Origin of the sequence: Halomonas sp. A40-4 (assembly GCF_015767635.1) — a bacterium.
Taxonomy (GTDB): Bacteria; Pseudomonadota; Gammaproteobacteria; order Pseudomonadales; family Halomonadaceae; genus Vreelandella; species Vreelandella janggokensis.
Map to the genome: position 1 here is coordinate 101,031 of NZ_CP065230.1, position 22,670 is coordinate 123,700.

At 58.9% G+C, this 22,670-nt stretch carries 19 protein-coding genes; 16 read left to right on the forward strand and 3 right to left on the reverse strand.

Translation table 11 applies throughout. The features are described from left to right. Positions 1-19 precede the first annotated feature (19 nt). The 12 genes from IT895_RS00470 to IT895_RS00525 all read left to right on the forward strand — a co-directional run bounded on the left by IT895_RS00470 (position 20) and on the right by IT895_RS00525 (position 12,890). On the forward strand, positions 20-1,081 hold the full coding sequence (locus IT895_RS00470; protein ID WP_199284419.1) for a protein-glutamate methylesterase/protein-glutamine glutaminase: 1,062 nt from the start codon (positions 20-22) through the stop codon (positions 1,079-1,081). Positions 1,082-1,119: 38 nt separating this feature from the next. After that, entirely contained in the window at positions 1,120-2,826 is a 1,707-nt protein-coding gene (locus IT895_RS00475; protein ID WP_199284420.1) for a methyl-accepting chemotaxis protein, read from the forward strand. 27 nt (positions 2,827-2,853) lie between these two features. Then, on the forward strand, positions 2,854-3,243 hold the full coding sequence (cheY, locus tag IT895_RS00480) for a chemotaxis response regulator CheY (RefSeq protein WP_085917569.1): 390 nt from the start codon (positions 2,854-2,856) through the stop codon (positions 3,241-3,243). 42 nt (positions 3,244-3,285) lie between these two features. Continuing rightward, positions 3,286-3,981, forward strand: coding sequence for a protein phosphatase CheZ (gene cheZ, locus IT895_RS00485; RefSeq protein WP_199284421.1), 696 nt, complete (start codon positions 3,286-3,288; stop codon positions 3,979-3,981). Positions 3,982-4,086: 105 nt separating this feature from the next. Continuing rightward, positions 4,087-5,253, forward strand: coding sequence for a flagellar biosynthesis protein FlhB (flhB, locus tag IT895_RS00490; RefSeq protein ID WP_085917571.1), 1,167 nt, complete (start codon positions 4,087-4,089; stop codon positions 5,251-5,253). Next, positions 5,250-7,331, forward strand: coding sequence for a flagellar biosynthesis protein FlhA (gene flhA, locus IT895_RS00495; RefSeq protein ID WP_085917572.1), 2,082 nt, complete (start codon positions 5,250-5,252; stop codon positions 7,329-7,331). Before flhB ends, flhA begins: the two co-directional genes overlap by 4 nt. A gap of 39 nt (positions 7,332-7,370) precedes the next feature. Beyond that, on the forward strand, positions 7,371-9,542 hold the full coding sequence (gene flhF, locus IT895_RS00500; RefSeq protein ID WP_199284422.1) for a flagellar biosynthesis protein FlhF: 2,172 nt from the start codon (positions 7,371-7,373) through the stop codon (positions 9,540-9,542). Next, entirely contained in the window at positions 9,539-10,096 is a 558-nt protein-coding gene (locus IT895_RS00505; RefSeq protein ID WP_199284423.1) for a hypothetical protein, read from the forward strand. The genes flhF and IT895_RS00505 overlap by 4 nt, the downstream gene beginning before the upstream one ends. A gap of 65 nt (positions 10,097-10,161) precedes the next feature. Further along, positions 10,162-10,569 (forward strand): flagellar protein FlhE, encoded by a 408-nt coding sequence (locus IT895_RS00510; RefSeq protein ID WP_199284424.1) that lies wholly within the window; start codon positions 10,162-10,164, stop codon positions 10,567-10,569. 30 nt (positions 10,570-10,599) lie between these two features. Continuing rightward, positions 10,600-11,301 carry an RNA polymerase sigma factor FliA gene (locus tag IT895_RS00515; RefSeq protein WP_199284425.1) on the forward strand — a complete coding sequence of 234 codons (702 nt, stop codon included), beginning with the start codon at positions 10,600-10,602 and terminating at the stop codon, positions 11,299-11,301. Between the two features lie 84 nt (positions 11,302-11,385). After that, complete coding sequence (locus tag IT895_RS00520) at positions 11,386-12,204, forward strand: motility protein A (protein WP_199284426.1); 819 nt, start codon at positions 11,386-11,388, stop codon at positions 12,202-12,204. A gap of 5 nt (positions 12,205-12,209) precedes the next feature. Then, positions 12,210-12,890, forward strand: coding sequence for an OmpA/MotB family protein (locus IT895_RS00525; RefSeq protein WP_199284427.1), 681 nt, complete (start codon positions 12,210-12,212; stop codon positions 12,888-12,890). 6 nt (positions 12,891-12,896) lie between these two features. Here the strand turns inward: IT895_RS00525 and IT895_RS00530 are convergent, their stop codons facing one another. Then, the gene (locus IT895_RS00530; RefSeq protein ID WP_442786531.1) at positions 12,897-13,472 is read right to left on the reverse strand and encodes a hypothetical protein; all 576 of its coding nucleotides are present in this window, start codon (positions 13,470-13,472) and stop codon (positions 12,897-12,899) included. 194 nt (positions 13,473-13,666) lie between these two features. Here IT895_RS00530 and IT895_RS00535 point away from each other — a divergent pair, with 194 nt between their 5' ends. Together IT895_RS00535 and IT895_RS00540 are read left to right on the forward strand one after the other, a co-directional pair. Beyond that, entirely contained in the window at positions 13,667-15,778 is a 2,112-nt protein-coding gene (locus tag IT895_RS00535) for an adenosylcobalamin-dependent ribonucleoside-diphosphate reductase (protein WP_199284428.1), read from the forward strand. A gap of 59 nt (positions 15,779-15,837) precedes the next feature. Beyond that, on the forward strand, positions 15,838-16,617 hold the full coding sequence (locus IT895_RS00540) for a ribonucleoside-diphosphate reductase (RefSeq protein WP_199284429.1): 780 nt from the start codon (positions 15,838-15,840) through the stop codon (positions 16,615-16,617). Between the two features lie 86 nt (positions 16,618-16,703). On the opposite strand, the gene IT895_RS00545 is transcribed toward IT895_RS00540, so the two are convergent. Beyond that, on the reverse strand, positions 16,704-17,447 hold the full coding sequence (locus IT895_RS00545) for a Crp/Fnr family transcriptional regulator (RefSeq protein ID WP_085917581.1): 744 nt from the start codon (positions 17,445-17,447) through the stop codon (positions 16,704-16,706). Positions 17,448-17,587: 140 nt separating this feature from the next. Next, complete coding sequence (gene uvrA, locus IT895_RS00550; protein WP_199284430.1) at positions 17,588-20,431, reverse strand: excinuclease ABC subunit UvrA; 2,844 nt, start codon at positions 20,429-20,431, stop codon at positions 17,588-17,590. 192 nt (positions 20,432-20,623) lie between these two features. Between uvrA and IT895_RS00555 the strand changes: the two genes are divergently transcribed. Together IT895_RS00555 and ssb are read left to right on the forward strand one after the other, a co-directional pair. Beyond that, positions 20,624-22,003 (forward strand): MFS transporter, encoded by a 1,380-nt coding sequence (locus tag IT895_RS00555; RefSeq protein ID WP_199284431.1) that lies wholly within the window; start codon positions 20,624-20,626, stop codon positions 22,001-22,003. Between the two features lie 71 nt (positions 22,004-22,074). Beyond that, positions 22,075-22,638 carry a single-stranded DNA-binding protein gene (gene ssb / locus IT895_RS00560; RefSeq protein ID WP_066318997.1) on the forward strand — a complete coding sequence of 188 codons (564 nt, stop codon included), beginning with the start codon at positions 22,075-22,077 and terminating at the stop codon, positions 22,636-22,638. Positions 22,639-22,670: the final 32 nt, after the last annotated feature.

Here is a 22,670-nt window from a genome sequence, read left to right on the forward strand (position 1 = left end):
ACGGATAAGGAGGCGTGCTTTGAGTGCAGCCAAAATAAAAGTGTTATGTGTTGACGACTCGGCGCTGATTCGCGACCTGTTGACGGAAATTATCAATACCCAACCCGATATGGAAGTCGTGGCGGTAGCGCCTGATCCGATTGCCGCCCGCGACCTTATCAAGCAGCATAATCCGGATGTCCTGACGCTTGATGTTGAAATGCCGCGCATGGACGGGCTGGACTTTCTCGAGCGCCTGATGCGTCTGCGTCCGATGCCGGTATTGATGGTATCGTCACTGACCCAAAGCGGTTCGGAAATCACCCTACGGGCGTTGGAGCTTGGGGCGCTGGACTTTGTTGCCAAGCCCAGTTTGGGTATTCGCAGCGGGATGATGGATTACGCCAACGAGATTGCCGAAAAACTGCGTGCGGCGGCGCGTTCTCGCCCTCGCCAGGCGCGGCATAAAAATACCCCGCCGCCTGCCCAACTCAAAGCGCCCATGGTATCGAGTGAGAAGCTGATTATTATCGGCGCTTCCACTGGCGGTACCGAAGCAATCAGGGCAGTGCTCGAACCGCTACCCGCCAACGCGCCGGCGATTTTAATTACCCAGCACATGCCGGGTGGGTTTACGCGTTCGTTTGCGGAGCGGCTGGACCGGCTATGTCGCATTACCGTCAAGGAAGCCACCGACGGCGAGCGTGTGCTGCCCGGCCACGCCTATATTGCCCCCGGAGACCAGCACCTCAAACTGGCGCGCAGCGGTGCCAACTACGTCGCCCGGCTTGACGACGGACCACCGGTCAATCGCCACCGCCCCTCGGTGGATGTGCTATTTCACTCTGCCGCCGACCAGGCCGGCAAAAACGCCATTGGCGTGATTCTTACCGGCATGGGCAAAGATGGAGCCGCCGGGCTGCTGGAAATGCGTCAGGCTGGATCAGCCACCATTGCTCAGAACGAGGAAAGCTGTGTTGTCTATGGTATGCCCCGAGAAGCAGTTGCCATGGGCGCGGCCGCTGATGTCACGGCGCTGGATGAGATTCCAGAGAAATTAATGTCGCTGATTGCCGCGTCGGGGCGGGCACAGCGGGTATAACGACAAGAATGAGTCATCCTTGGCTGTAAGGGAACCCAATGAACCGAGCATTACGCAATTTAAGTGTTAACGTCGCGGTGATCGTGGCGCTGTTGTTATTCTTGCTGGCCATTGTCAGCAATGTGTTAATGAGTCGACTTGCCGAACAGGCTATGGACGATACATTAACCACGCTTGAGCGGATAAATGTGGAGCAACTGAATGAACTAAACCGCGCCGATGCGCTGTGGAGCGGCGCCTTGGTTGAACTGGAGGTGGCCTCCAACCAATTTCTGCTGGGACGCAACCGCGAAGCGACGGCTCGCCTGGAAGCCGCCGAGGACCAACTGAGTCGGGCTGAAGCACGTTTTAACAACTTTGCTTCCGTACCGCGTACAGACGTCGGAGATGCGCTGGGTAGCGAGATCGAAACGGTTTTTGAAGCGGTGTTTGATCTGACGTACCAGCAGATAGAAGCGCTGGACCAGATGGATACAACCGGCTTCAATGCGATTCGTGATGAGTTGGCCCCAACAGCAGAGCGTCAGGAAGAATTGTTGACTGAATTCGTGCGCTATGCTGGCGAGCGAGGCGATGCCCTCCAGCGGGAGCTGGACGACATTAACCAGTTCTACAGTTTTATTGAGTGGATCATCTTTGCTGTAACGCTTCTTCTGTTGTTCTTGATTTATGCAGGCTTGCGCAGCGTGGTGATTCGGCCTCTCAAAGAAGCTGTGCAGATGCTCGATACCATTGCCGATGCAGATCTCACCACAGCGATCCCCAGCGGCGGCAAAAACGAAATTGGCCAGCTTTATACCGCGATGCAGCGGATGCAGGGCAGCCTCAACGATATCGTCGCGCGGGTGCGTGATGGCAGCCGTGAAATTCACCACGGTACTCGCGAAATTGCCAGCGGCAATGCCGACCTTTCATCGCGTACCGAGCAGCAGGCGGCCTCTATCGAAGAGACTGCCTCCAGCATGGAAGAGATGACGGCGACGGTGAAGCAGAATGCCGACAATGCACGCCAGGCAAGCACGCTGGCAGCGGATGCATCGTCCACGGCTGAGCGTGGCGGCGACGTGGTGCAGCAGGTGGTGACCACCATGCACGGTATTTCCAGCAGTTCGCAAAAAGTCTCGGATATTACCAGCGTGATCGACTCGATCGCCTTTCAAACCAATATCCTGGCCCTCAATGCGTCGGTTGAAGCAGCCCGTGCCGGTGAGCAAGGCCGAGGCTTTGCTGTCGTGGCCGGGGAAGTGCGCAACCTCGCCAGCCGAAGTGCCGATGCCGCCAAGGAGATCAAAGCGCTGATTGATGACTCGGTGACTCAGATCCAGCAAGGCTCTACCCTCGTTGAACAGGCGGGCACAACCATGTCCGACGTGGTGACGTCTGTACGCCGTGTCACCGACATCATGGACGAAATCTCAGCTGCGTCCCAGGAGCAGAGCGACGGCATCGAACAAGTCAGTCAAGCGGTCGGCCAGATGGACCAGGTGACCCAGCAGAATGCCTCCTTGGTGCAACAGGCCACCGCCGCCGCGTCGTCATTGGAAGAGCAGGCCAACCGCCTTGAAGAAGCGGTGGCGGTATTTAAACTGGTGGGCATGCAGGTGGCTCATCAGCAGCCGTCACGCCAGGCAAGTGCAGGCTCAGTGCCTAAAGCGGTGGCCGCGCCAGCCGCCAAAACACCATCGACTCCGCCTAGCCGTTCAGTGCCATCAACCAGCGGACACGACGACTGGGAAGAATTTTAACCAGCCCCAACTGATAGAGGATGACCCATGGCAGATAAGAACATGAGCTTTTTGGTGGTGGATGACTTCCCCACGATGCGCCGTATTGTACGCAGCTTGTTGAAAGAACTCGGTTTTACCAACGTAGAAGAGGCAGAGGATGGGCAGGATGCCTTGAACAAGCTACGTGCAGGCAATTTTGAGTTTGTGGTCTCTGATTGGAACATGCCCAATCTGGATGGCCTGGAGATGCTCAAGGAAATCCGTCAGGATGACGCCCTCAAAGAGTTGCCGGTGTTAATGGTGACGGCGGAAGCCAAGAAAGAAAACATCATTGCGGCGGCTCAGGCGGGCGCCAACGGCTATGTTGTGAAGCCGTTTACAGCCGCGACGCTGGAAGAAAAGCTCAATAAGATCTTTGACAAATTGGGTAAGTAACGCGGCAAGGCCTGCGGGCCGGGATTACGAGGAGAGAGCACCATGAGCCAGAATGAGCAGTCCGGTTCTACCCAACTGTCCGAAGAGGCCGCCGAAGATCTTATTCATCGCGTTGGCAAACTGACCCGCATGTTGAGGGAAAACATGCGTGAGCTGGGGCTGGATAAGGAAATCGAGCGAGCGGCTGAAGCGATACCCGATGCACGCGACCGTTTGCATTACGTCGCCACCATGACCGAGCAGGCGGCAGATCGCTCGCTGAATGCGATTGACCGGGCCCAACCGCTTCAGGATCAGCTTAGCGATCAGGCTGAGGCGTTGGATAAGCGTTGGTCAGAGTGGTTTGAAGCGCCAAAGGAGTTGGACGAAGCCAAAGCGCTGGTCAAAGATACGCGTGGCTATCTGGGGAGCGTGCCGGATATGGCGGCGGCGACCAATAAAGAGTTGATGGAAATCATGATGGCACAGGATTTCCAGGACCTTACCGGTCAGGTCATCAAGAAGATGATGGACGTCATTCGCGAGATTGAACATCAGCTGGTTCAGGTGCTCATTGACAACGTTCCGGAGGCCCAGGCACGAGAAACGATGCAACGCAAGGCCGAAGATCAGTGGAAAAACGAGAATGCACGGCGTAACGAAGAGCTTTTGAATGGGCCTCAAGTGAAGGACAATGCACCTGATATCGTGACCGGGCAAGATCAGGTCGACGATCTATTGGACGAATTGGGCTTCTAGCGCACGGTTTGAACCCTTGCTCGGGTTACACGACGTTTCGCTCAGCCGTCCTTAGGGGCGGCTTTTCGTGTTTAGCCGCGATACATTACCTGGCCGGATGACCGCATGGCAGAAGACGACAGCGACCAGGAAAAGACCGAAGAGGCCACGCCCCGACGGCTGGAAAAGGCGCGTGAAGAAGGGCAGGTGCCCCGCTCGCGGGAGCTGACCACCTTTCTGGTGCTCTTGGGCGGGGTGATTGGCCTCTGGACCATGGGACAAATGCTCTACAATCAGCTTGGCATGGTGATGGAGCAGGCTTTTCTATTCGAGCGCCGCCACGCCATGGAAAGTATGCCGATGGTGACCCATGCCATCGATCTCGGCAGGCGCACTCTGTTTGCAATGATGCCGCTGTTTTTACTGCTGACATTGATCGCGCTGGTGTCACCTGCGCTGCTGGGCGGTTTTTTGATTTCAGGAAAGTCGATGCAGCCGAAACTGTCCAAGCTGAATCCGCTATCCGGGATGAAGCGCATCTTCGCTACCCAAGCATTGATCGAGCTGGCCAAGGCGATTGCCAAGACACTGCTGGTCGGTAGCGTAGGTGCGGCATTTTTATACCTTAATATGGGCAAGTTCATGTCACTGATGAACCAGCCTATTCAGCAGGCGTTGGCCAGCGCCTTGACCATGGCGGCCCAGGCAGCGGGATTGATGATCCTGGCGTTGATCGTGGTGATTTTGATTGATGTGCCCTTCCAGCTGTGGAGTAATGCCAAGAAATTGCGCATGAGCCAGGAAGAAGTCAAGCGCGAGCACAAGGAATCAGAAGGCGACCCTCAGGTGAAGGCCCGGATTCGCCAGCAGCAGCAGGCCATGGCGCGCGGCCGTATGATGAGCAAGGTGCCGGAGGCGGACGTCATCATTACCAACCCGACCCACTACGCAGTGGCGCTGTCGTATCAAGAGGGGCAGATGGGGGCGCCACGCCTGGTGGCTAAAGGCACTGATGCGGTGGCCGAGCGCATCCGTGAAATTGCCAATGAAGCGGAAGTGCCACGGTTAGAAGCAGCACCGCTGGCGCGGGCGCTGTATCATCACGTCGATCTGGACGCCGAAATACCGGCGAATTTATATACGGCCGTGGCCGAGGTCATGGCCTGGGCATATCGCTTGAAAAATGTAGCGCAACAAGGAGGCGAAGTGCCGCCTACCCCCGATAATCTGCCGGTGCCCCCGGAAATGGAAACCCCCGGGCGTGGCGCCGGTGGCGATGAGGCCCAAACATGAAAGGCTTTACCCAACTAATGAGTCGGCGTGACTGGGTGAGCGACGTAAAAGTCCAGTTGCTCGCCGGGCCACTGCTGATCCTGATGATTCTGGGCATGATGATCGTGCCCATGCCGCCGTTTGCGCTGGATTTGCTGTTTACCTTCAATATCGCCATGGCCGTCATGGTGCTGATGGTCAGCATGTTCGCCCAAAAACCCCTCGACTTTGCCGCCTTCCCCGCCGTGCTGCTGTTTACGACGCTGCTGCGTTTGTCGTTGAACGTGGCGTCAACCCGCGTGGTGCTGATGGAAGGGCACCAGGGCGGTGCCGCTGCCGGCAAGGTGATCGAGGCTTTTGGGGCGTTTCTGGTCGGTGGTAATTTTGCCGTGGGTTTGGTGGTCTTTCTGATTCTGGTGATCATCAACTTCATGGTTATCACCAAAGGTGCAGGGCGTATCGCCGAAGTGGGTGCTCGCTTCACGCTGGACGCCATGCCTGGCAAGCAGATGGCAATCGATGCTGACCTCAATGCAGGGCTGATTGGCGAGGAAGACGCCAAGAACCGGCGTGCGGAAATCGCCCAGGAAGCCGACTTTTACGGGTCGATGGATGGTGCCAGCAAGTTCGTACGTGGCGACGCCGTCGCGGGCCTGGTGATCATGGTCGTTAACATCATTGGCGGCCTGATGATTGGCATGCTGCAGCACGATATGAGCTTCGGCGATGCCGGTCGCAGCTATATGTTGCTGGCCATCGGGGATGGCCTGGTGGCGCAAATTCCCGCCCTGGTTATTTCGACGGCCGCCGGTGTGACGGTATCGCGGGTCAATACCGACCAGGATGTTGGTCAGCAGATGATCAGCCAGTTGTTCATCAACCCCCAGGTGATGATCCTGGCAGCGATGGTCATGGGCCTGCTAGGTATTGTGCCGGGCATGCCCAACATGGTTTTCCTGCTGTTTACCCTGCTGCTTGCCGGGCTGGCCTGGTTCATCATGCGCCGCCAGGAGCAGGCGCTGGTCAAGGAGGAAATCTCCGCCGCACCACCGCCGACCCAGGAGGCGCCTGAGGCCAGCTGGGAAGATGTCCAACTGGTCGATACGCTCGGCCTGGAAGTCGGTCATCGTCTGATTCCACTAGTCGATTCACGACAAAAAGGCGAGTTGTTGGCGCGGATTAAAAGCGTTCGTAAAAAGTTTGCCCAGGAGGTCGGCTTTCTGCCGCCGGTAGTGCATATACGCGACAACCTGGAGCTGTCGCCAAACGCTTATGTGCTGTCAATGAAAGGCGCCGAAATTGGCCGTGCCGAGGCCTATCCGGGCAAGTGGCTGGCGATTAACCCGGGTCAGGTGTCCGGGGAACTGCAAGGCACGCCAACCGAAGATCCTGCCTTTGGCTTGCCCGCGGTGTGGATTGAGTCCAGCCAGCGAGAGCATGCCCAGGTCTACGGCTACACGGTCGTCGACGCCAGCACAGTGATCGCGACGCATCTCAATCACCTATTGCACCGCCACTCGCCGGAAATGCTCGGCCGCCAGGAAGTTCAGAAACTGCTGGACAAGCTGGGCAGCGAGCAGAAGTCGCTGGTGGAAGAAGTCGTACCCAAGGCCATTTCGCTCACGGTGCTGCAGCGTATCCTGCAGAACCTGCTGGATGAAGACGTGTCGATTCGCGACATGCGCACCATCCTTGATACCCTGGCTGAGTACGCCAGCCAGCAGCAGGACGCCAACGAGCTGACGGCTCTGGTTCGTGTGGCCCTGGGCCGGGCGATTACCCAGCAGTGGTTTGCCGGTCAGGATACCTTGAACGTGATGGGGCTGGATGCTCAGCTAGAGCAGGTGCTGGTGCAGGCGATGAACGGCAACGGGGCGATGGAGCCGGGGCTTGCCGAAACGCTAATGACCCAGGCCCAGCAGGCACTGGAGCGCCACGAAAGCAGTGGCGAGCCGCCGGTACTGGTGGTTCAGCATTCCCTGCGTGCGGTGTTGTCGCGGTTCTTGCGCCGTCGCTTGCGCCATATGGCCGTCCTGTCCCAGGCTGAGATACCCGATGACCGCACGCTGCGGGTAACCACTGTGGTAGGGGGCCGCTGATGCCAGCGTCACTATTTGACTCACGGCCAGGGGTAATACATGAGTGTTAGACGTTTCGTGGGCGCCAACAGTCGCGATGTGATGCGCCAGGTGCGTGAAGCGCTGGGTGACGACGCGTTGATTGTCGCGAACCGGCGCACTGAGGGCGGCGTTGAAATTCTCGCCATGGCCGACGAAGCCGTTGATCATTTCGAGCCTTCGCCCCCTCCCGCCAACGAGCCACCGGCTGCGCCGAAGGATCCGCTGGAGTCGATGAGTGAGCGCTTACTGCGCGAAATGCAGGATATGCGCTCGCTGCTTGCTTCCCAACAAACCGACCGTAGCACAACACCCACTGCCTCGACCGCCAGCGGGACAGAGCGTTGGCGACAGCTGCTTTGCGGTGTTGGTTTCAGCCGCGAGCTTGCCGACGACATCCTGATGGACCTGCCGGGCTTCCTGTCGGCGCAAAGTGCGGACAGCGAGCAGGCACTGCCTTGGTTGCGTGAGCGCCTGATGGCACGACTGGCCGTGCTCCAGGATGAGCCCGAATTTTTCGATCAAACGGGCATTGTCGCCCTGGTTGGGCCCACCGGGGTTGGCAAGACGACCACTACCGCCAAGCTCGCGGCTCGCTTTGTCATGCGCCATGGGACCCGTCCCGTCGCCCTGGTGACCACCGACAGCTTCCGTATCGGCGCTCATGAGCAACTGCGCATCTACGCGCGCCTGCTGGATATCCCGATGTACGCGCTGGATGCGGAGCAACCCATCGACGACCTGCTGAATCGTCTGCAGGGCAAACAGTGGGTCATCATCGATACCGTGGGCATGAGCCAGCGCGACCAGCGGGTCATCGAGCAGATCGCTCACTTGCAGGGTGGTCGCTCCAACGTCAGGTTGGTACTGCTGCTGAATGCCGCCAGCCAACCGGAAACGTTGGAAGAAGTGGTGATGCGCTATCGCCAGGCTGCCCGTGCGGCAGGTGCTGAACTGGATGACTGCATCATCACCAAGCAGGACGAAGCGGGACGTTTGGCGCCTATCCTGGATATTGTCATGCGCCATGGCATGCGCGTGCTGTTTGGTTCCTATGGTCAGCAGGTCCCCGAAGATATGGCGGTGGCGGACCCGGCTACCCTGGTCGATCAGGCGCTGAATACCGACGCGGCCGGGTCAGGCAGTGGATCTCCATCCGCCGCACCGCTCAGCATGCCCCGCTGGTCACGGGATGTGCTGGGCCAGGGGCGCCGTCTGTCGTCGCTGTTTGCGCGTCTGCGCGAGCGCATGGTGGGCTTTGAGCGTCTCGAAGGCGTCTGGGATATCGCTAACCTGCCCAGCGTGTTGCAGGATCAGCGTCTGGACGAGCTTCTGGAAGGGTACCCACCGCCCCAACACATGCTGGGCATGGCCTGGTCGCCCCGCCGCAATGAACGCGGCTGCGATTGGGCGATGCCGGATATAGGACTGGATGCCGAGGGCGCCTGGATGGCGCTACCCTGGCTTCAGCACCGCCAGCCCGCTGGCTGGCAACCGCGCATGACCACCTTTAGCGAGCGCGATGGCGTCGCCGTGCACCTGCTGCCGTCATTACCCGATAGCGAGGCGTTGACCTGGTTAGAGCGCCAATACCTGACCTGGGTCAGCCTGGCACCCCCGGCACTCAGGGTAAACTTGCACGGTGAACGCTATGCGCTGCGCCAGCTGTTTGCCGAGAGTACGCTCAATCACCGCGTCAATGTGCGCTTCCGTGGCCAGCCGATGGCGCTGTGGACGGCCTATGCCGAAGTTACCGACAAAGAGGGGCGGGCGCTGCTGGCGTGGTATGGCGAAGTCCGTGACCCCGAAAGCGCCAAAGTGGTCACCCGCCGTTACTGGCTCACCCCCGCGCGATTGGGCAATGAGGTGCTGAGCCTGCTGGTGACCCAACTGCAGAGTGAAAGCCTTGCGGCGCTGACACGGCGTGCCTGGCAGCAGCTCAAAGACGCCGATAGTGGCGACGTAAGCCCTGAAGTGCGCCTGTTGATGGCCAGTGGCATTGCCGCCATTGCCGGGCACCTTGATTGCGCCGAGGACGAGGCCGCCGGTGCATTGCACGGTGATGTGCTGAACCTGCTAAGCAGCCGTCGCCGTCGGCGGGATACGGCATTGCTGGATGCGCTGGTATACGCCTTTATGGCCCGTGATGCGATCCGCCAACTGGGCGGTGTTAATCGTGAGGGCCTGGCATGAGCGCACAAGACCAAGCTTCTGGGCTGCGCAAGTGGGCGGATCTGCAGCGTCAGCAGCGGGGCGATGAAGCGCCTCCCGAGGCAACGGAATCATCCGGGCCGATGGCCTACCGCTCACCCGTGGTGCCCAGCGCGGCGGCCATGGAGCCGCCTGTCACACCGCCTAAGCCTAAAACGCCGTTAATGGTCACCGGGCTATCAGGTGATGGGCCGGTAGAGGTGCGCAAGGTCAGCGCGCGCCTGGGCCAGTGGGCCGCGCTAGGGCGAGCCTGGGCCGGGGATCCGGCCGACTGGGATATTCGGATCGTGATGCCGGATGAGCCAGAACTGGCGACGCTCAGCCAGCAACACCGTCGCTGGGCGTTGTGGGTCAGCAGCGATGCCGATGCATTTGGGCGCATGTACCAGCTATTGAAACAGCTGCGGCAGCATAACGGCCCGCAACGCTTGTTGGCACTGCACGAGCCTCACCTGCCCAGGCAAGGCCTATTGGCCAACCTGCAGCAAGCGGCCGGCTACTATCTTGACACTGAATTGCTATTGCTGGCCCGCTAATGGCAGCTAACGCCGGTAAAGCGTCTAATAATCGGGGTTAATCCGCTCATGAGAAGGAACGATGCATGCTAGGCTATTGGCGTCATGCGATTAGCATTTTGGTACTAGCCCTGGGACTCGGTTCGTTTGCTCAGGGAGCGTCCAGCAGCTGGGTGACACAAGTGCCGGGGCTCATGGTGACCATGAGCGACCGCGCCAGTCGCAGTGAACCGGTTCGTCCTCCAGCGGGCGCTACCACGCCAGCGGCGGTCATCGAGCGAGTCCAGTGGCAGTACCAACACGCGCCCGGGGCAGCGCTACAGGCATGGTTATGCCACCCCGAGCGCTGTGTGTCATTATCGGGCATGCGTGGGGAGACCCGTGCTTTATCAGGCATAAGTGCGACAACGCCCCTGCATTTTCAATTTGCGCTAAACCCAGGGCAGCGTCCCGTTAGCGTTAAAGGGTTGCAGATGATAGTGAATTACCAGTGAGCACAGGTGGTTTAGCCGCGAGGCAATAGGATGTACACAGCACAAGGCAGGATCAAACAAAGTGAGCTGATGACGGAGTACATGCCACTGGTGAGACGTCAGGCCTTGACGCTTCAGGTCAGGTTGCCGGCCAGCATAGAGCTGGATGACTTAATCCAGGCAGGCATGATGGGGCTACTGGAAGCTCTGGGACGTTTCGATGCCACTCAGGGGGCCACCTTTGCGACGTTTGCCAGTCAGCGCATACGCGGGGCGATGGTGGACGAATTGCGTACTCGTGATTGGCTGCCTCGCAGCGTCCGTCGTTCGGCGCGGGCCGTTGATGAAACCGTCAGGCGTTTGGAGCAGTCGCTTGGGCGTCCCCCCGAGGAAACGGAAATCGCTGACGCCATGGAGATGCCGCTGGGCGACTATCAGCAGCTATTGCAAGACACTAATAGCGGGCAGTTGCTGCCCTTTGAAGAGCTGGTGGCCGATGGCAGCGAACCGCATAATCGCGAAACCGTGAGTTCGCCGTTTGACCACTTGCTCGATGCTCAGCAGCGGGAAACCCTGGTGGCGGCCATCGAGGCGCTGCCCGAGCGTGAAAAGTTGCTCATGGCGCTGTATTACCAGGAAGAGCTCAACCTGAAAGAAGTGGGCGCTGTTCTCGGCGTCACGGAGTCACGCGTTTCCCAGTTGCATAGTCAGGCAGTCAGCCGTCTGCGCGCCAAGTTAAACGACTCGGTTTAGGAGCTTTTGACGTCACTGCCAGGGCAACGGCGTTTTAGCGCTCGGTGCTGATAAGCCCCGTTATATTGCTTTAAGGAGCACGACATGAACCCATCGACGCTGATCGGTATTTTCGCCAGCATCCTGTTGCTGGTAAGCGTCCTGTTTTTCACCGCCGAATCGCCGGATAGCTTCTTCAACCTGCCCGGGCTCGCCATCGTGGTCACGGGCACACTTGCCGCTACCTTTATCAGCTATCCCCTCAAGGAAGTGCTGCGGGTGGTGCGTCTGGTCGGGCTGGTCTTCCGGCGCGAAAACACCTACGTGCGTGATGATATCAACGAGTTGGTGGCCATGTCCCGGCTGTGGTTCAAGGGCGATGTCCGCGCTGTTGAACGAGAGCTCGAAAACACCCGTAATCCGTTTTTGCGGACCGGCATTCAACTGGTGATCGCCAACACCAAAGAAGACGAAATCTTCGATATGTTGCGCTGGCGTATTGCGCGGCTGAAGGCGCGTGAGCATGCGGAAGCCCAGATATTCCGCACCATGGCCACTTATGCGCCCGCTTTCGGCATGATTGGCACCCTGGTGGGACTGGTCAATATGCTGGAAGTCATGGACGCCGGCAATCTTGATGTGATCGGCCCGCGCATGGCGGTGGCGCTGCTGACCACCTTCTACGGTATCCTGCTGGCCAATCTGGTGTTCAAGCCTATCGCGGTAAAGCTCGAGCGACGCACCGAGGAGCGCCTGATCACCATGAACATGGTGCTGGAAGGGATCTCCCTGATTACCAAGCGGCGGTTACCTTCCTTTATTGAAGAAACGCTCAATTCCTTTGTCGCCAATTACCATGACGAAATCCGCGAGCCGGAGGTCAAGAAGCCGCGCGCCTCGAATAGCGCCCCCGCCAAGGGGTAGTCGGCATGTTGGACCGGGATACCCGCCATACATTGGAAGCGCCACTGCCCAAGGACAGTGGCGACGATGGCTGGATGACCAGCTATCTGGATGTATTGACGCTGTTGCTGACCTTGTTTGTCTTGCTGCTCTCGCTGGCGCCACCCGGCGGTAACGATGCCGGATCGCAAGCCAGCGTCGTTGAAGCATCTCCCGGCGCGATTGCCGACCTGCCTCTGGCGTCCCTGGCGGCCGGGATCGAGCCCCGTCATAGCGGCCTTAAGCCACGCTTTGAGGGTGTCAGTATCCCCGGGGTGGATGTCTCCCAGGGGCGGGAAGGGGTGACGCTGCGCATCAACGACAACCTGTTGTTCGATAGCGGCCGGGCGCAACTCACCGGGCAGGGCCGTGACCTTGTCGAAAGTCTTATCGAGGTGCTCAGCGCCTTTGATGGACAGGTATCGATCGAAGGCCATACCGATAACGTGCCCATCGCGACCTCGCGCTTTCCTTCCAACTGGGAGCTATCAGCAGCACGGGCGATCGCAGTGGTCCGCCACCTGGATAGCCAGGGGCTCGAGGTTGATCGCATGCGCGCCGTTGGCTATGCCGATACCCAGCCGATCGCAAGTAATGCAACGGCGCAGGGGCGGGCGGCCAACCGTCGTGTCGAACTGGTACTCAGGCAACCGCCAATCCAGGAGTAACCCCCGCTAAGACGCATCCCGGCACAGGCGCTGCATCCTTGCCAGTGCCTCTCCCGCGCCCTCCAGGCTGAATATCATGTACCAGGGGTCTTCATCTCCCTGATCAAAACCCAGGAAGACCTGTTCACCAACACTCATGTCGGCGATCAATTGATCGATATCGTTGAGATAAAAGTGGGCATAAAAGCCGTTATCGCCACGCTCGGTGATAAATTCGGCGACGCTGTGAATGCGCTCTCGCTCATCGACGCGTAGCCGCGCAGGCACCTGATTAACCGCTTGGCTTTCGCCCTGAGCGGCCTCCAGCTCGACACGCATCTCCAGCCAGGGTAAGTCGCACACGCCCTGGGTGGCATTGATACTCAAGGTGGCATCCGAATAGCTGTGCGCTTCCACGGCACGAAAATGCCGCTCGTCACCGAGGGTCAATGACATCGACTGCCAATGCTCATGGGTTTGGTCGTCTTCGACGTTAAACGACACGGCATGAGCCGATGGCAGCGATAACACCAATGCCGCGCCAAGTGCAGGGTAAGCAAGTGCGGATTGAAAACGCGATATTAACGGCATGAGCAGGCCCATCATCTGGAAAACCCTTAGCCTATCGTCTGATGCTCGGGGACAAAAGGCTAACGCGCTGATTTTTCTATATATGGTAGAAAAAATATCAAAAAGCAGCCGATATAGTGGAAAGTCAGGGCTATACTTCATCCGGTTGCCTCGTATAATCGCTTTGACCAAGTGCTATTTTCACCGCCGCTAAGGAGTTTCGCGACATGAGTACTGCTACCCAGGCTATGAACACCTCTAACGATGTCCCGCTGCAGGCGCCGTCGCGGGAAATTTGGGATGCCAAGTATCGTCTGAAGGATCGCCATAGCCAACCGGTGGATCAGGACCTGGGCGCGACCTTCGAGCGTGTAGCGAAAGCCTTGGCGGATGTAGAAGGTGACAAGGCGCAAGAGTGGCTGCCCAAATTCCGTTGGGCGCTGGAAAATGGTGCGGTTCCTGCAGGTCGTATTCTCTCCAATGCCGGAGCTGACGCCTATAAGCCCGCGGTAAGTCTGATCAACTGCACCGTGTCGCGCACCATCCGCGATTCGATGCGCGATATTCTGGATTCCGTGGTGGACGCAGGGATGACGCTCAAGTCCGGCGCCGGTATCGGCTACGACTTCTCCACGCTGCGCCACAAGGGCGCCTTTGTGTTTGGTGCAGGTGCGGGCACCAACGGCCCCCTGGCGTTCATGGATATCTACGACAAGATGTGCTTTACCGTCGCCTCGGCGGGCGGCCGCCGAGGCGCGCAGATGGGCACCTTCGATGTTGGCCACCCCGATGTGCGTGAGTTTATCCAGGCCAAGCGCGAAGCGGGGCGGCTGCGTCAGTTTAACCTTAGCCTGTTGATTACTGACGAGTTCATGGAGGCCGTCAAGCATAACACGGACTGGCCGCTGGCCTTCCCGCTCCACCCCGGCGAGAAAGAAGACGTCAGCGCCGAGGACATCATCTACCGTGACTGGCCGGTAGTTCAAGACGGCTACACGGTCGACGATGAAGGCCGTGTGGCCTGCCGCATTGTCGAGGTGATCAAGGCGCGGGAACTGTGGGACACCATCATGTCCTCGACTTACGACTATGCCGAGCCTGGGTTCATCCTGATTGATCAGGTGAACCGCATGAACAATAACTGGTTCTGCGAAGATATCCGCGCCACCAACCCCTGCGGTGAGCAGCCGCTGCCGCCGGAAGGCGCTTGCCTACTGGGCTCGGTCAACCTGACCCAGTTCGTGATTGAACCGTTCAGTGACCAGCCGCGCTTTGATTGGGATCGCTACCGCAAGGTGGTGGCGATCTTCACCCGCATGCTGGATAACGTGGTCGAGATTGCCGGCTTGCCGCTGCCCCAGCAGCAGCGCGAAATCGAAGCCAAGCGTCGCCATGGCATGGGGTTTCTGGGCCTGGGCTCGACGTTGACCATGCTCAAGATCCCCTATGGCTCACAGGCGTCGCTGGCCTTCACGGAAGAAGTCAGTCGTCACCTGGCACTAGAAGGCTGGAAGCAGGCGCTAGAGCTTTCCCAAGAGAAAGGCATGGCGCCGGTACTTGCCGAAGAGCACGTGATCACCCCGAAGATGATGCGTGAGCGTCCTCAGCTTGCCAAAGACGGCTATGAAGTGGGCGATAAGGTGCCCGGTCGCATTCTCCATGCCCGCTACAGCCAGTACATGAACAAGGTGGCTGAGCTGGAACCCGAGCTGGTGGCGCAGCTTGCGGAACACGGTGCTCGCTTTACCCATCACAGCTCTATCGCGCCGACCGGCACGATTTCGCTATCGATGGGTAACAACGCCTCCAACGGCATCGAGCCGTCGTTCTCGCACCGTTATTTCCGCAATATCATCCAGTCTGGCAAGAAAACCAAAGAGCAGGTCGAAGTTGTGTCCTTCGAGCTGGCAGCCTATCGCCACTTTATTGCTGCTGATGCGGTGGACAGTGACCTCCCCGACTACTTCATTACGGCTGATGCCGTCACCCCCGAGCAGCATGTCGCGGTGCAGGCGGCGGCCCAGCAATGGATCGACTCGGCGATTTCCAAAACGGTTAACGTGCCCACCGAATTTCCGTTCGAACAGTTCCAGGATTTATATCTACAGGCTTATGAAAGCCGCCTGAAAGGCTGCACGACCTTCCGCTTTAACCCGGAAGCCTTCCAGGGCGTGCTGGTGCGTGAGGATGACCTGAAAAACACTACCTATGTATTTGAGCTCGAGAACGGTGAAACCCTCGAACTGGCCGGCGATGAAAAAGTGATCTACGACGGTGAAGAGCACAATGCCGCCAACCTGTTTGATGGCTTGAAAGAAGGCACTTACGGCAAATGGTGATGCCTGGACGCGGCCCATCACGCACAGCCAATGCACACCTTTGCTAAGTGGAGAACGTTATGACTGTTGAAATTACTTCAAAGATCGTCGGTTACCGTATCAAACAGCAGGAGCCGACGGCGCCCAACCCAACTCTGCCCGAGGAAGACCCGCTGACGGTGCGCATTCCGTCGCGCCCGGAAGGCACGCTGGAGGCCGTCTCGGAAAAGATTTCCTACGTGGGCGCTGAAGGCCGCAAAAAGGTTTATCTACTGGTGTCCTTCATGCCGGTGGAAGGCGTGGTTGGCGGCAAACGCGTGGTCATCGAGCGGCCGGTGGAGTTTTTCTTCCCCTCCGGGCAGCTTTCCAGCGAACACCAATGGATTACGGCTACCATGCGTAGCCTGTCACTGGCGGCGAGGGGCGGCTATGTCACCCAGGCGGTCGCGGACCTACGCAAGGTTGCCTGGGATAAGGGTCTGGTGCGTTGTGGCATGAACCGCTGGAACAAACCCATGTTCCACGATTCCGAAGTGGCTGCTATTGCCTGGTCGATCCAGCAGATTCTGTATCGCCGGGGCTTTCTGGATCAGGACGGCAACCAGGTGCCGGTGGAAAGCCTGGTGGAGCGGTACGCGCATCGTATGCAGCACGGCCACGCCTGGCAGCCCCCCGTGGATGATACCTCCGACGAGGCCGGCAGCGGGGCGGTCGAGCCCATCGGTCAAGCGGCGTCGACCACTGACCAGGCCAGCGGACCGGCGGTCGTCGGCCACTGCCCGGAGTGCCGCGGTGAGCTGATCATGATGGATGGCTGCCCGACCTGTTACGCGGGGTGTGGCTGGTCTAAGTGCGGCTAATAAGCGTCATCGCCGTATGAGAAACGCCGCGAGCTTAGTCAGCCCGCGGCGTTTTTTGCTTGTTGGGGAGACGAGGAGGTAGGGGGCTAGCCCGCGGCATCAAACAGTGGGCGCACATTATCGGTCAGGTAGGCGTCGTCAAACTCGCCTTCTACCGAGAGGGCGTCCAGGTCCGGGATCGTGACGTTATGCCGATCACGGAAGACCAGCCCATCCTCGCTGAGGGCGCTGAACGTTCGGCTGACGTGGACCGGGCTCAAACCCAGGATATCGGCCAACTGCTCCTGGGAAAGCGGTAAGCGGAACTGGCCACTGATATCGTCGTTTGTCTGGCGCAGCCGTAAATACATTTCATGAAGAAAATGAGCCATTTTCTGGCGGGCGCTGCGCCGGGCAATGTTGACTAGCCGTTCGGTTAGTAATGCTTGCTGACGACTGCCGATGGCGAACATGACCGAGGTTAACGGTAGCGACTGGCGAAATAGCTCGAGCATGCGGCGATGGGGAAAATGGCAGATAACCCCGTCGTTGATCATGCGCACGTTCTCGAGACGCTGGTTAAAGGCAAACTCACGCAGTCCAATGATATCGCCTGGCAAAAAGACTTCCAGTATCTGGCGGTCGCCGTTCTCCAGATGGCGATACGAGTAAGCCCAGCCGCTTTTCAGGGTACAGAACTCATTGGCCGGGTCGCCTATCTCCCAGAGTAGCGTGCCTGCCTTGATGTCGGTGGGACTATCCTCCAGCGAGATGAGCAGTTGCTTTTCGTCTTCACTAAGCGAGGAGTAGTGGCTGAAATGCTTAATGATGCAGCTTTTTTCTTGGCCCACGGCTAACGACCCCTTAAATGATGTTCGCACAAAATCGATGATCCAATCGATCGCTACTATAAACGACGCCGATTAAAAATGCTTAGCGTATGAGTCTCGCAGCGTGGCAGCAGCGCGCGCAAGCCCACCATGGTTGACCATCAGGCGGACGCGGGCTGTTGGCGTTTCAGTAACGGTGCCAGGAAGCGTCCGGTATGCGATGTCGATTGTTTGACGACCTGCTCCGGCGTGCCTTCAGCGATGATTCGGCCACCTCCAGAGCCTCCCTCAGGCCCCAGGTCGATAATCCAGTCGGCGGTCTTGATCACATCCAGGTTATGCTCGATCACCACGATGGTGTTGCCGTGATCGCGCAGGCGGTGAAGTACCGTCAGCAGTTGGCGAATATCCTCAAAGTGCAGGCCGGTGGTCGGCTCATCGAGGATATATAGCGTTTTGCCGGTATCGCGTTTGGCCAGCTCGCGGGCGAGCTTGATTCGTTGAGCTTCACCACCGGAAAGCGTGGTCGCACTTTGCCCCAGGCGAATATAGGACAGGCCCACGTCGAGCAGGGTTTGCAGGCGGCGGGCAATGGCCGGCACTGGGCTGAAGAATTCCAGGGCATCTTCCACCGTCATGGCCAGCACCTCGTGGATAGTTTTGCCCTTGTAATGAATATCCAGCGTTTCACGGTTATAGCGCTTGCCCTTGCACACGTCGCAGGGCACATAGATGTCGGGCAGGAAGTGCATCTCGACCTTGATCATGCCTTCGCCCTGACAGGCCTCGCAGCGCCCGCCCTTGACGTTAAAGCTGAACCGGCCGGGCTTGTAGCCTCGCGAACGGGCTTCCTGGGTGCCGGCAAACAGTTCGCGGATAGGCGTGAAAATGCCGGTATAGGTGGCCGGGTTGGAGCGCGGCGTGCGCCCAATCGGGCTCTGGTCGATATCGATCACTTTATCCAACTGATCGAGCCCTTCGATTTTCTGATAAGGCGCAGGGGTAAGTGAGGTGGCGCGATTCAATTCCCGGGCGGCGATGGGCATCAGGGTGCCGTTGATCAAGGTTGATTTACCCGAGCCAGACACGCCCGTAATGGCGACAAATAGCCCCAGCGGCAGCGAGAGCGACACGTCCTGAAGGTTGTTGCCGGTGGCGCCGTGCACGATGAGCTGCTTTTCCGGATTGCCGGGAATGCGGTAGGGCGGTACGGCGATTTCCCGCGTGCCGGAAAGGTACTGGCCGGTCAGCGACTTGGGGTTGTCCATGACGTCTTGCGGGGTCCCCTGGGCGACAATTTCGCCGCCGTGGACGCCAGCTCCGGGCCCGATATCCAGCACGTGGTCGGCGGCGCGGATGGCATCTTCGTCGTGCTCGACCACGATCACGGTGTTGCCCAGGTCGCGCAGTCGCTCCAGGGTCTTTAAAAGCCGGTCGTTGTCGCGTTGATGCAACCCGATGGAAGGCTCATCGAGAATATACATCACCCCGACCAGGCCTGCGCCAATCTGGCTGGCCAAGCGAATGCGCTGTGCCTCGCCGCCGGAGAGGGTGTCGGCGCTGCGTTCCAGGTTAAGGTAATCTAGGCCCACATTGACCAGAAACTCCAGCCGTGCATGAATTTCATGAACGATCTTGTCGGCGATCTCACCCTTGCGTCCCGGCAGGCTCAGGTTGGCAAAGTAGCGCCACGCGTCGCCAATGGGCAAATGCACCATATCGGCAATGTTGCGGTCGTCGACATACACATGGCGTGATTCTTTACGCAGACGAGAGCCGCTACAGGTCGCGCAGGGCTGTACCGCGATATACTTGGCCAGGTCGTCGCGGACCATGTTGGATTCGGTTTCCCGGTAGCGGCGCTGCATGTTGGGCAGTACGCCCTCAAACGCATGTTCGCGGGTCACTTTGCGGCCGCGATCACCCACATAGACAAACGGAATGGTTTCATCGCCGCTGCCGTTGAGAATAATCTCCTGCTCGTGGCGAGCAAGTTCATTCCAGGGCGTTTCCAGTTCAAAGCGATAGTGTTTGGCCAACGCCTGAAGTTGGGTGAAGTAGTAGATATTGCGCCGGTCCCAGCCCTTGATTACACCTTCCGCCAAGGACAGCTCAGGGTGGCTGATCAGTTTGGCCGGGTCGAAGTACTGCTGGACACCCAGCCCGTCGCAGGTGGGGCAGGCACCGGCCGGATTATTGAACGAGAACATGCGCGGTTCGAGCTCTGCCAGCGAGTAGCCGCACACCGGGCAGGCAAAGCGCGACGAGAAGGCGATATCCTCGTGGCCACCGTCCATGAAGTGGATCATGGCGGTGCCGTCGGCCAGGTTCAGCGCGGTCTCAAAGGATTCGGCCAGGCGTTGAGCGAGGTCGTCACGCACCTTGAAACGGTCGACCACCACGCTGATGTCGTGTTTTTTGCGCTTGTCCAGCGGAGCGATGTCGTCCAGTTCCAGCACCTGTCCATCGATCAACGCGCGCACAAAGCCCTGAGCGCGCAACTCTGCCAGCAGCTGCAAATGCTCGCCTTTACGGCCTTTGACCACCGGGGCAAGCAGCATCAGCTTGGTGCCTTCGGTGAGGTTCATTACCTGGTCGACCATCTGCGAAATCGTCTGGGCTTCCAGATCCTCACCGTGCTCGGGGCAGCGTGGCGTGCCCGCACGGGCAAACAGCAGGCGCAGGTAGTCGTAAATTTCGGTAATCGTGCCAACCGTCGAACGCGGGTTGTGCGAGGTGGACTTCTGCTCAATGGAGATCGCAGGTGACAGCCCTTCGATGTGATCTACATCGGGCTTTTCCATCATCGACAGGAACTGGCGCGCGTAGGTGGAGAGCGACTCCACATAGCGGCGCTGCCCCTCGGCGTAAAGGGTGTCGAACGCCAGCGATGATTTACCCGAACCGGAAAGGCCGGTAATCACGATCAACTTATTGCGGGGCAGTTCCACATCGATCTGCTTGAGGTTGTGGGTGCGGGCACCCCTGACCAGAATGCTGTCCATCAACACCTCGAATCGCGCGGCAAAAGCGTGATTATACGTTTCTCTGTGCCCTCCCGGCAAAGCGGTTTCACTTGGCATCGGGTTGATGGCGTTTCGCTGAATCACCCAACGCGCTAGAATGGGCGGCTATCCAAGCCCCTATGGGCATTTACCATCGACGATCATCACCCCAAGGACCACCCCAAGGGTTTTATGCGCAAGGTGTCTGCACTGTTACTGGCCTCTGAACGCCGTGCCATCAGCGGCCTGGCGGGTCTATACGCGTCTCGTATGTTGGGGCTTTTCATGGTGCTGCCCGTGTTGGCGCTGTATGCCGACGGTCTGGCAGGTTCGACGCCGCTGCTGGTGGGGGTGGCGCTAGGGATCTATGGACTGACCCAGGCGCTGCTGCAAATCCCCTTTGGTTTATGGTCTGACCGGATTGGCCGCAAACGCGTGATTGCCTTCGGCCTGGTACTGTTTGCCCTGGGCAGTGTGGTGGCGGCGCTCGCTGATTCCATCGGTGCAATGATTGTCGGTCGTGCCTTGCAGGGCAGTGGTGCGGTGGCCGCGGCTATCATGGCGCTGCTCGCGGACCAGACCCGCGAGCAGGTGCGTACCGCGGCGATGGCAACGATTGGCTTATCGATTGGCGTGGCATTTGCGCTGGCCATGGTGATTGGGCCCTGGCTGGCGGCATGGGCAGGGCTTGCCGGTGTGTTCTGGATGACGGTGCTGCTGACGCTGCTGGGCTTGATGGTACTTTGGCGCTGGGTGCCTCCCGCGCCGCGCCGTGTCCAGCACCGCGATGTGGGCATGGATCGTCGGCAGTTGAGAAGCGTGTTGTCACGCCCGGAGCTCTGGCGACTCGACGTGTCGATTTTTGCACTGCACTTTGTGCTGATGGCGATTTTTGTGGCCGTGCCGTTTCGCTTGATTGAGACGGGTATCAGTGCGGCGCATCATGGTCTGGCCTACCTGGCGATCATGGGGCTTTCGTTTATCGCCATGCTGCCGCTGATGATCATGGCCGAGAAGCACCAGCGCATGACGCGGATCTGTTTGCTGGCGATAGGCGCCATTGCGGTCAGCCTGGCGGGGTTGGGACTGCCCGTTTCTGAAGGCTATTGGTTATTTCCATGGCTGTTTATTTTCTTTACCGGCTTTAACCTGCTGGAAGCGACCCTTCCCTCGATGCTCAGCAAGCTCGCACCGGCCGGGGCGAAGGGGACTGCCATGGGTGTTTATTCCACCAGCCAATTCCTGGGGGCATTTCTCGGCGGTACCCTGGGGGGCGTGCTGGCAACGGTCGGCGGTCTGGACGCAGTATTTCTCGGCTGTGCGCTGCTGGCGCTATTATGGTGGGTCGCGATGCTGAATATGCCATCGCCTCCGCCGTTGAGCAGTGAGGTGGTGGCACTGGGTGACACCGAGGGCGATACTATGGACGTGCTGCTTGATCACCTGGCGGGCGTGGCAGGCGTCGAGGATGTCATGGTTGTGCCCGAAGAGCGGCTAGCGTATTTGAAGGTCAATCGACAGCAGCTTGATCAAGCAGCGCTTGCTAAGCTGGTAACACCCCCGAAATCGTAAGAGGGGCGGGGTAATAGTGCGTCGCTGGGACGCTGTCGACGTTTATCGATATCAATTGAAAGGAGCGCCTTATGGCTCGCGGCATTAACAAGGTTATCTTGATCGGCAACCTCGGACAGGATCCTGAGGTACGGTTCACGCCCTCCGGGACAGCGGTTGCCAATCTTAATCTGGCCACCACTGATACCTGGATGGATCGCCAGAGTGGCCAGCGCCAGGAGCGCACCGAGTGGCACCGGGTGGTGATGTTCAACAAAACCGCCGAAATTGCCCAGCAATACCTCAAGAAAGGCTCCAAGGTTTACATCGAAGGTCGTTTGCAAACCCGCAAATGGCAGGACCAGAATGGTCAGGACCGCTACAGCACTGAAATCGTTGCCAATGACATGCAGATGCTTGATTCCCGCGGCGGTGATTACCAGGGCGGCGGGGCGCCCAATAACTATGCGCAAGGTGGGCAGGGTGGCCAACCCCAGCCGCCTCAGGGTGACCAATACGGCGGACAAGGCGCTAACCAGCCGCAGCGAGCGCCCCAGCAAAACCAGCCCGCACCGCCCCAAGGCCAGCAAAACAACCAGTATGGCGCCCCTGACCCCGGCAATTTCGATGATTTCGACGATGAGATTCCGTTCTAAGTGACGTTCAATGACGCGAGTGATGGTTAAGG

Excerpts from the sequence above, each read along its gene's own strand:
- uvrA (WP_199284430.1), bottom strand. The coding sequence starts at position 20,431 with ATGGACAGCATTCTGGTCAGGGGTGCCCGCACCCACAACCTCAAGCAG.
- IT895_RS00540 (WP_199284429.1), top strand. The coding sequence starts at position 15,838 with ATGACTGTTGAAATTACTTCAAAGATCGTCGGTTACCGTATCAAACAG.
- IT895_RS00535 (WP_199284428.1), top strand. The coding sequence starts at position 13,667 with ATGAGTACTGCTACCCAGGCTATGAACACCTCTAACGATGTCCCGCTG.
- IT895_RS00510 (WP_199284424.1), top strand. The coding sequence starts at position 10,162 with ATGCTAGGCTATTGGCGTCATGCGATTAGCATTTTGGTACTAGCCCTG.
- cheY (WP_085917569.1), top strand. The coding sequence starts at position 2,854 with ATGGCAGATAAGAACATGAGCTTTTTGGTGGTGGATGACTTCCCCACG.
- flhB (WP_085917571.1), top strand. The coding sequence starts at position 4,087 with ATGGCAGAAGACGACAGCGACCAGGAAAAGACCGAAGAGGCCACGCCC.
- IT895_RS00475 (WP_199284420.1), top strand. The coding sequence starts at position 1,120 with ATGAACCGAGCATTACGCAATTTAAGTGTTAACGTCGCGGTGATCGTG.
- cheZ (WP_199284421.1), top strand. The coding sequence starts at position 3,286 with ATGAGCCAGAATGAGCAGTCCGGTTCTACCCAACTGTCCGAAGAGGCC.
- IT895_RS00515 (WP_199284425.1), top strand. The coding sequence starts at position 10,600 with ATGTACACAGCACAAGGCAGGATCAAACAAAGTGAGCTGATGACGGAG.
- ssb (WP_066318997.1), top strand. The coding sequence starts at position 22,075 with ATGGCTCGCGGCATTAACAAGGTTATCTTGATCGGCAACCTCGGACAG.
- IT895_RS00505 (WP_199284423.1), top strand. The coding sequence starts at position 9,539 with ATGAGCGCACAAGACCAAGCTTCTGGGCTGCGCAAGTGGGCGGATCTG.
- IT895_RS00555 (WP_199284431.1), top strand. The coding sequence starts at position 20,624 with ATGCGCAAGGTGTCTGCACTGTTACTGGCCTCTGAACGCCGTGCCATC.
- IT895_RS00525 (WP_199284427.1), top strand. The coding sequence starts at position 12,210 with ATGTTGGACCGGGATACCCGCCATACATTGGAAGCGCCACTGCCCAAG.
- flhA (WP_085917572.1), top strand. The coding sequence starts at position 5,250 with ATGAAAGGCTTTACCCAACTAATGAGTCGGCGTGACTGGGTGAGCGAC.
- IT895_RS00530 (WP_442786531.1), bottom strand. The coding sequence starts at position 13,472 with ATGGGCCTGCTCATGCCGTTAATATCGCGTTTTCAATCCGCACTTGCT.
- IT895_RS00520 (WP_199284426.1), top strand. The coding sequence starts at position 11,386 with ATGAACCCATCGACGCTGATCGGTATTTTCGCCAGCATCCTGTTGCTG.
- flhF (WP_199284422.1), top strand. The coding sequence starts at position 7,371 with ATGAGTGTTAGACGTTTCGTGGGCGCCAACAGTCGCGATGTGATGCGC.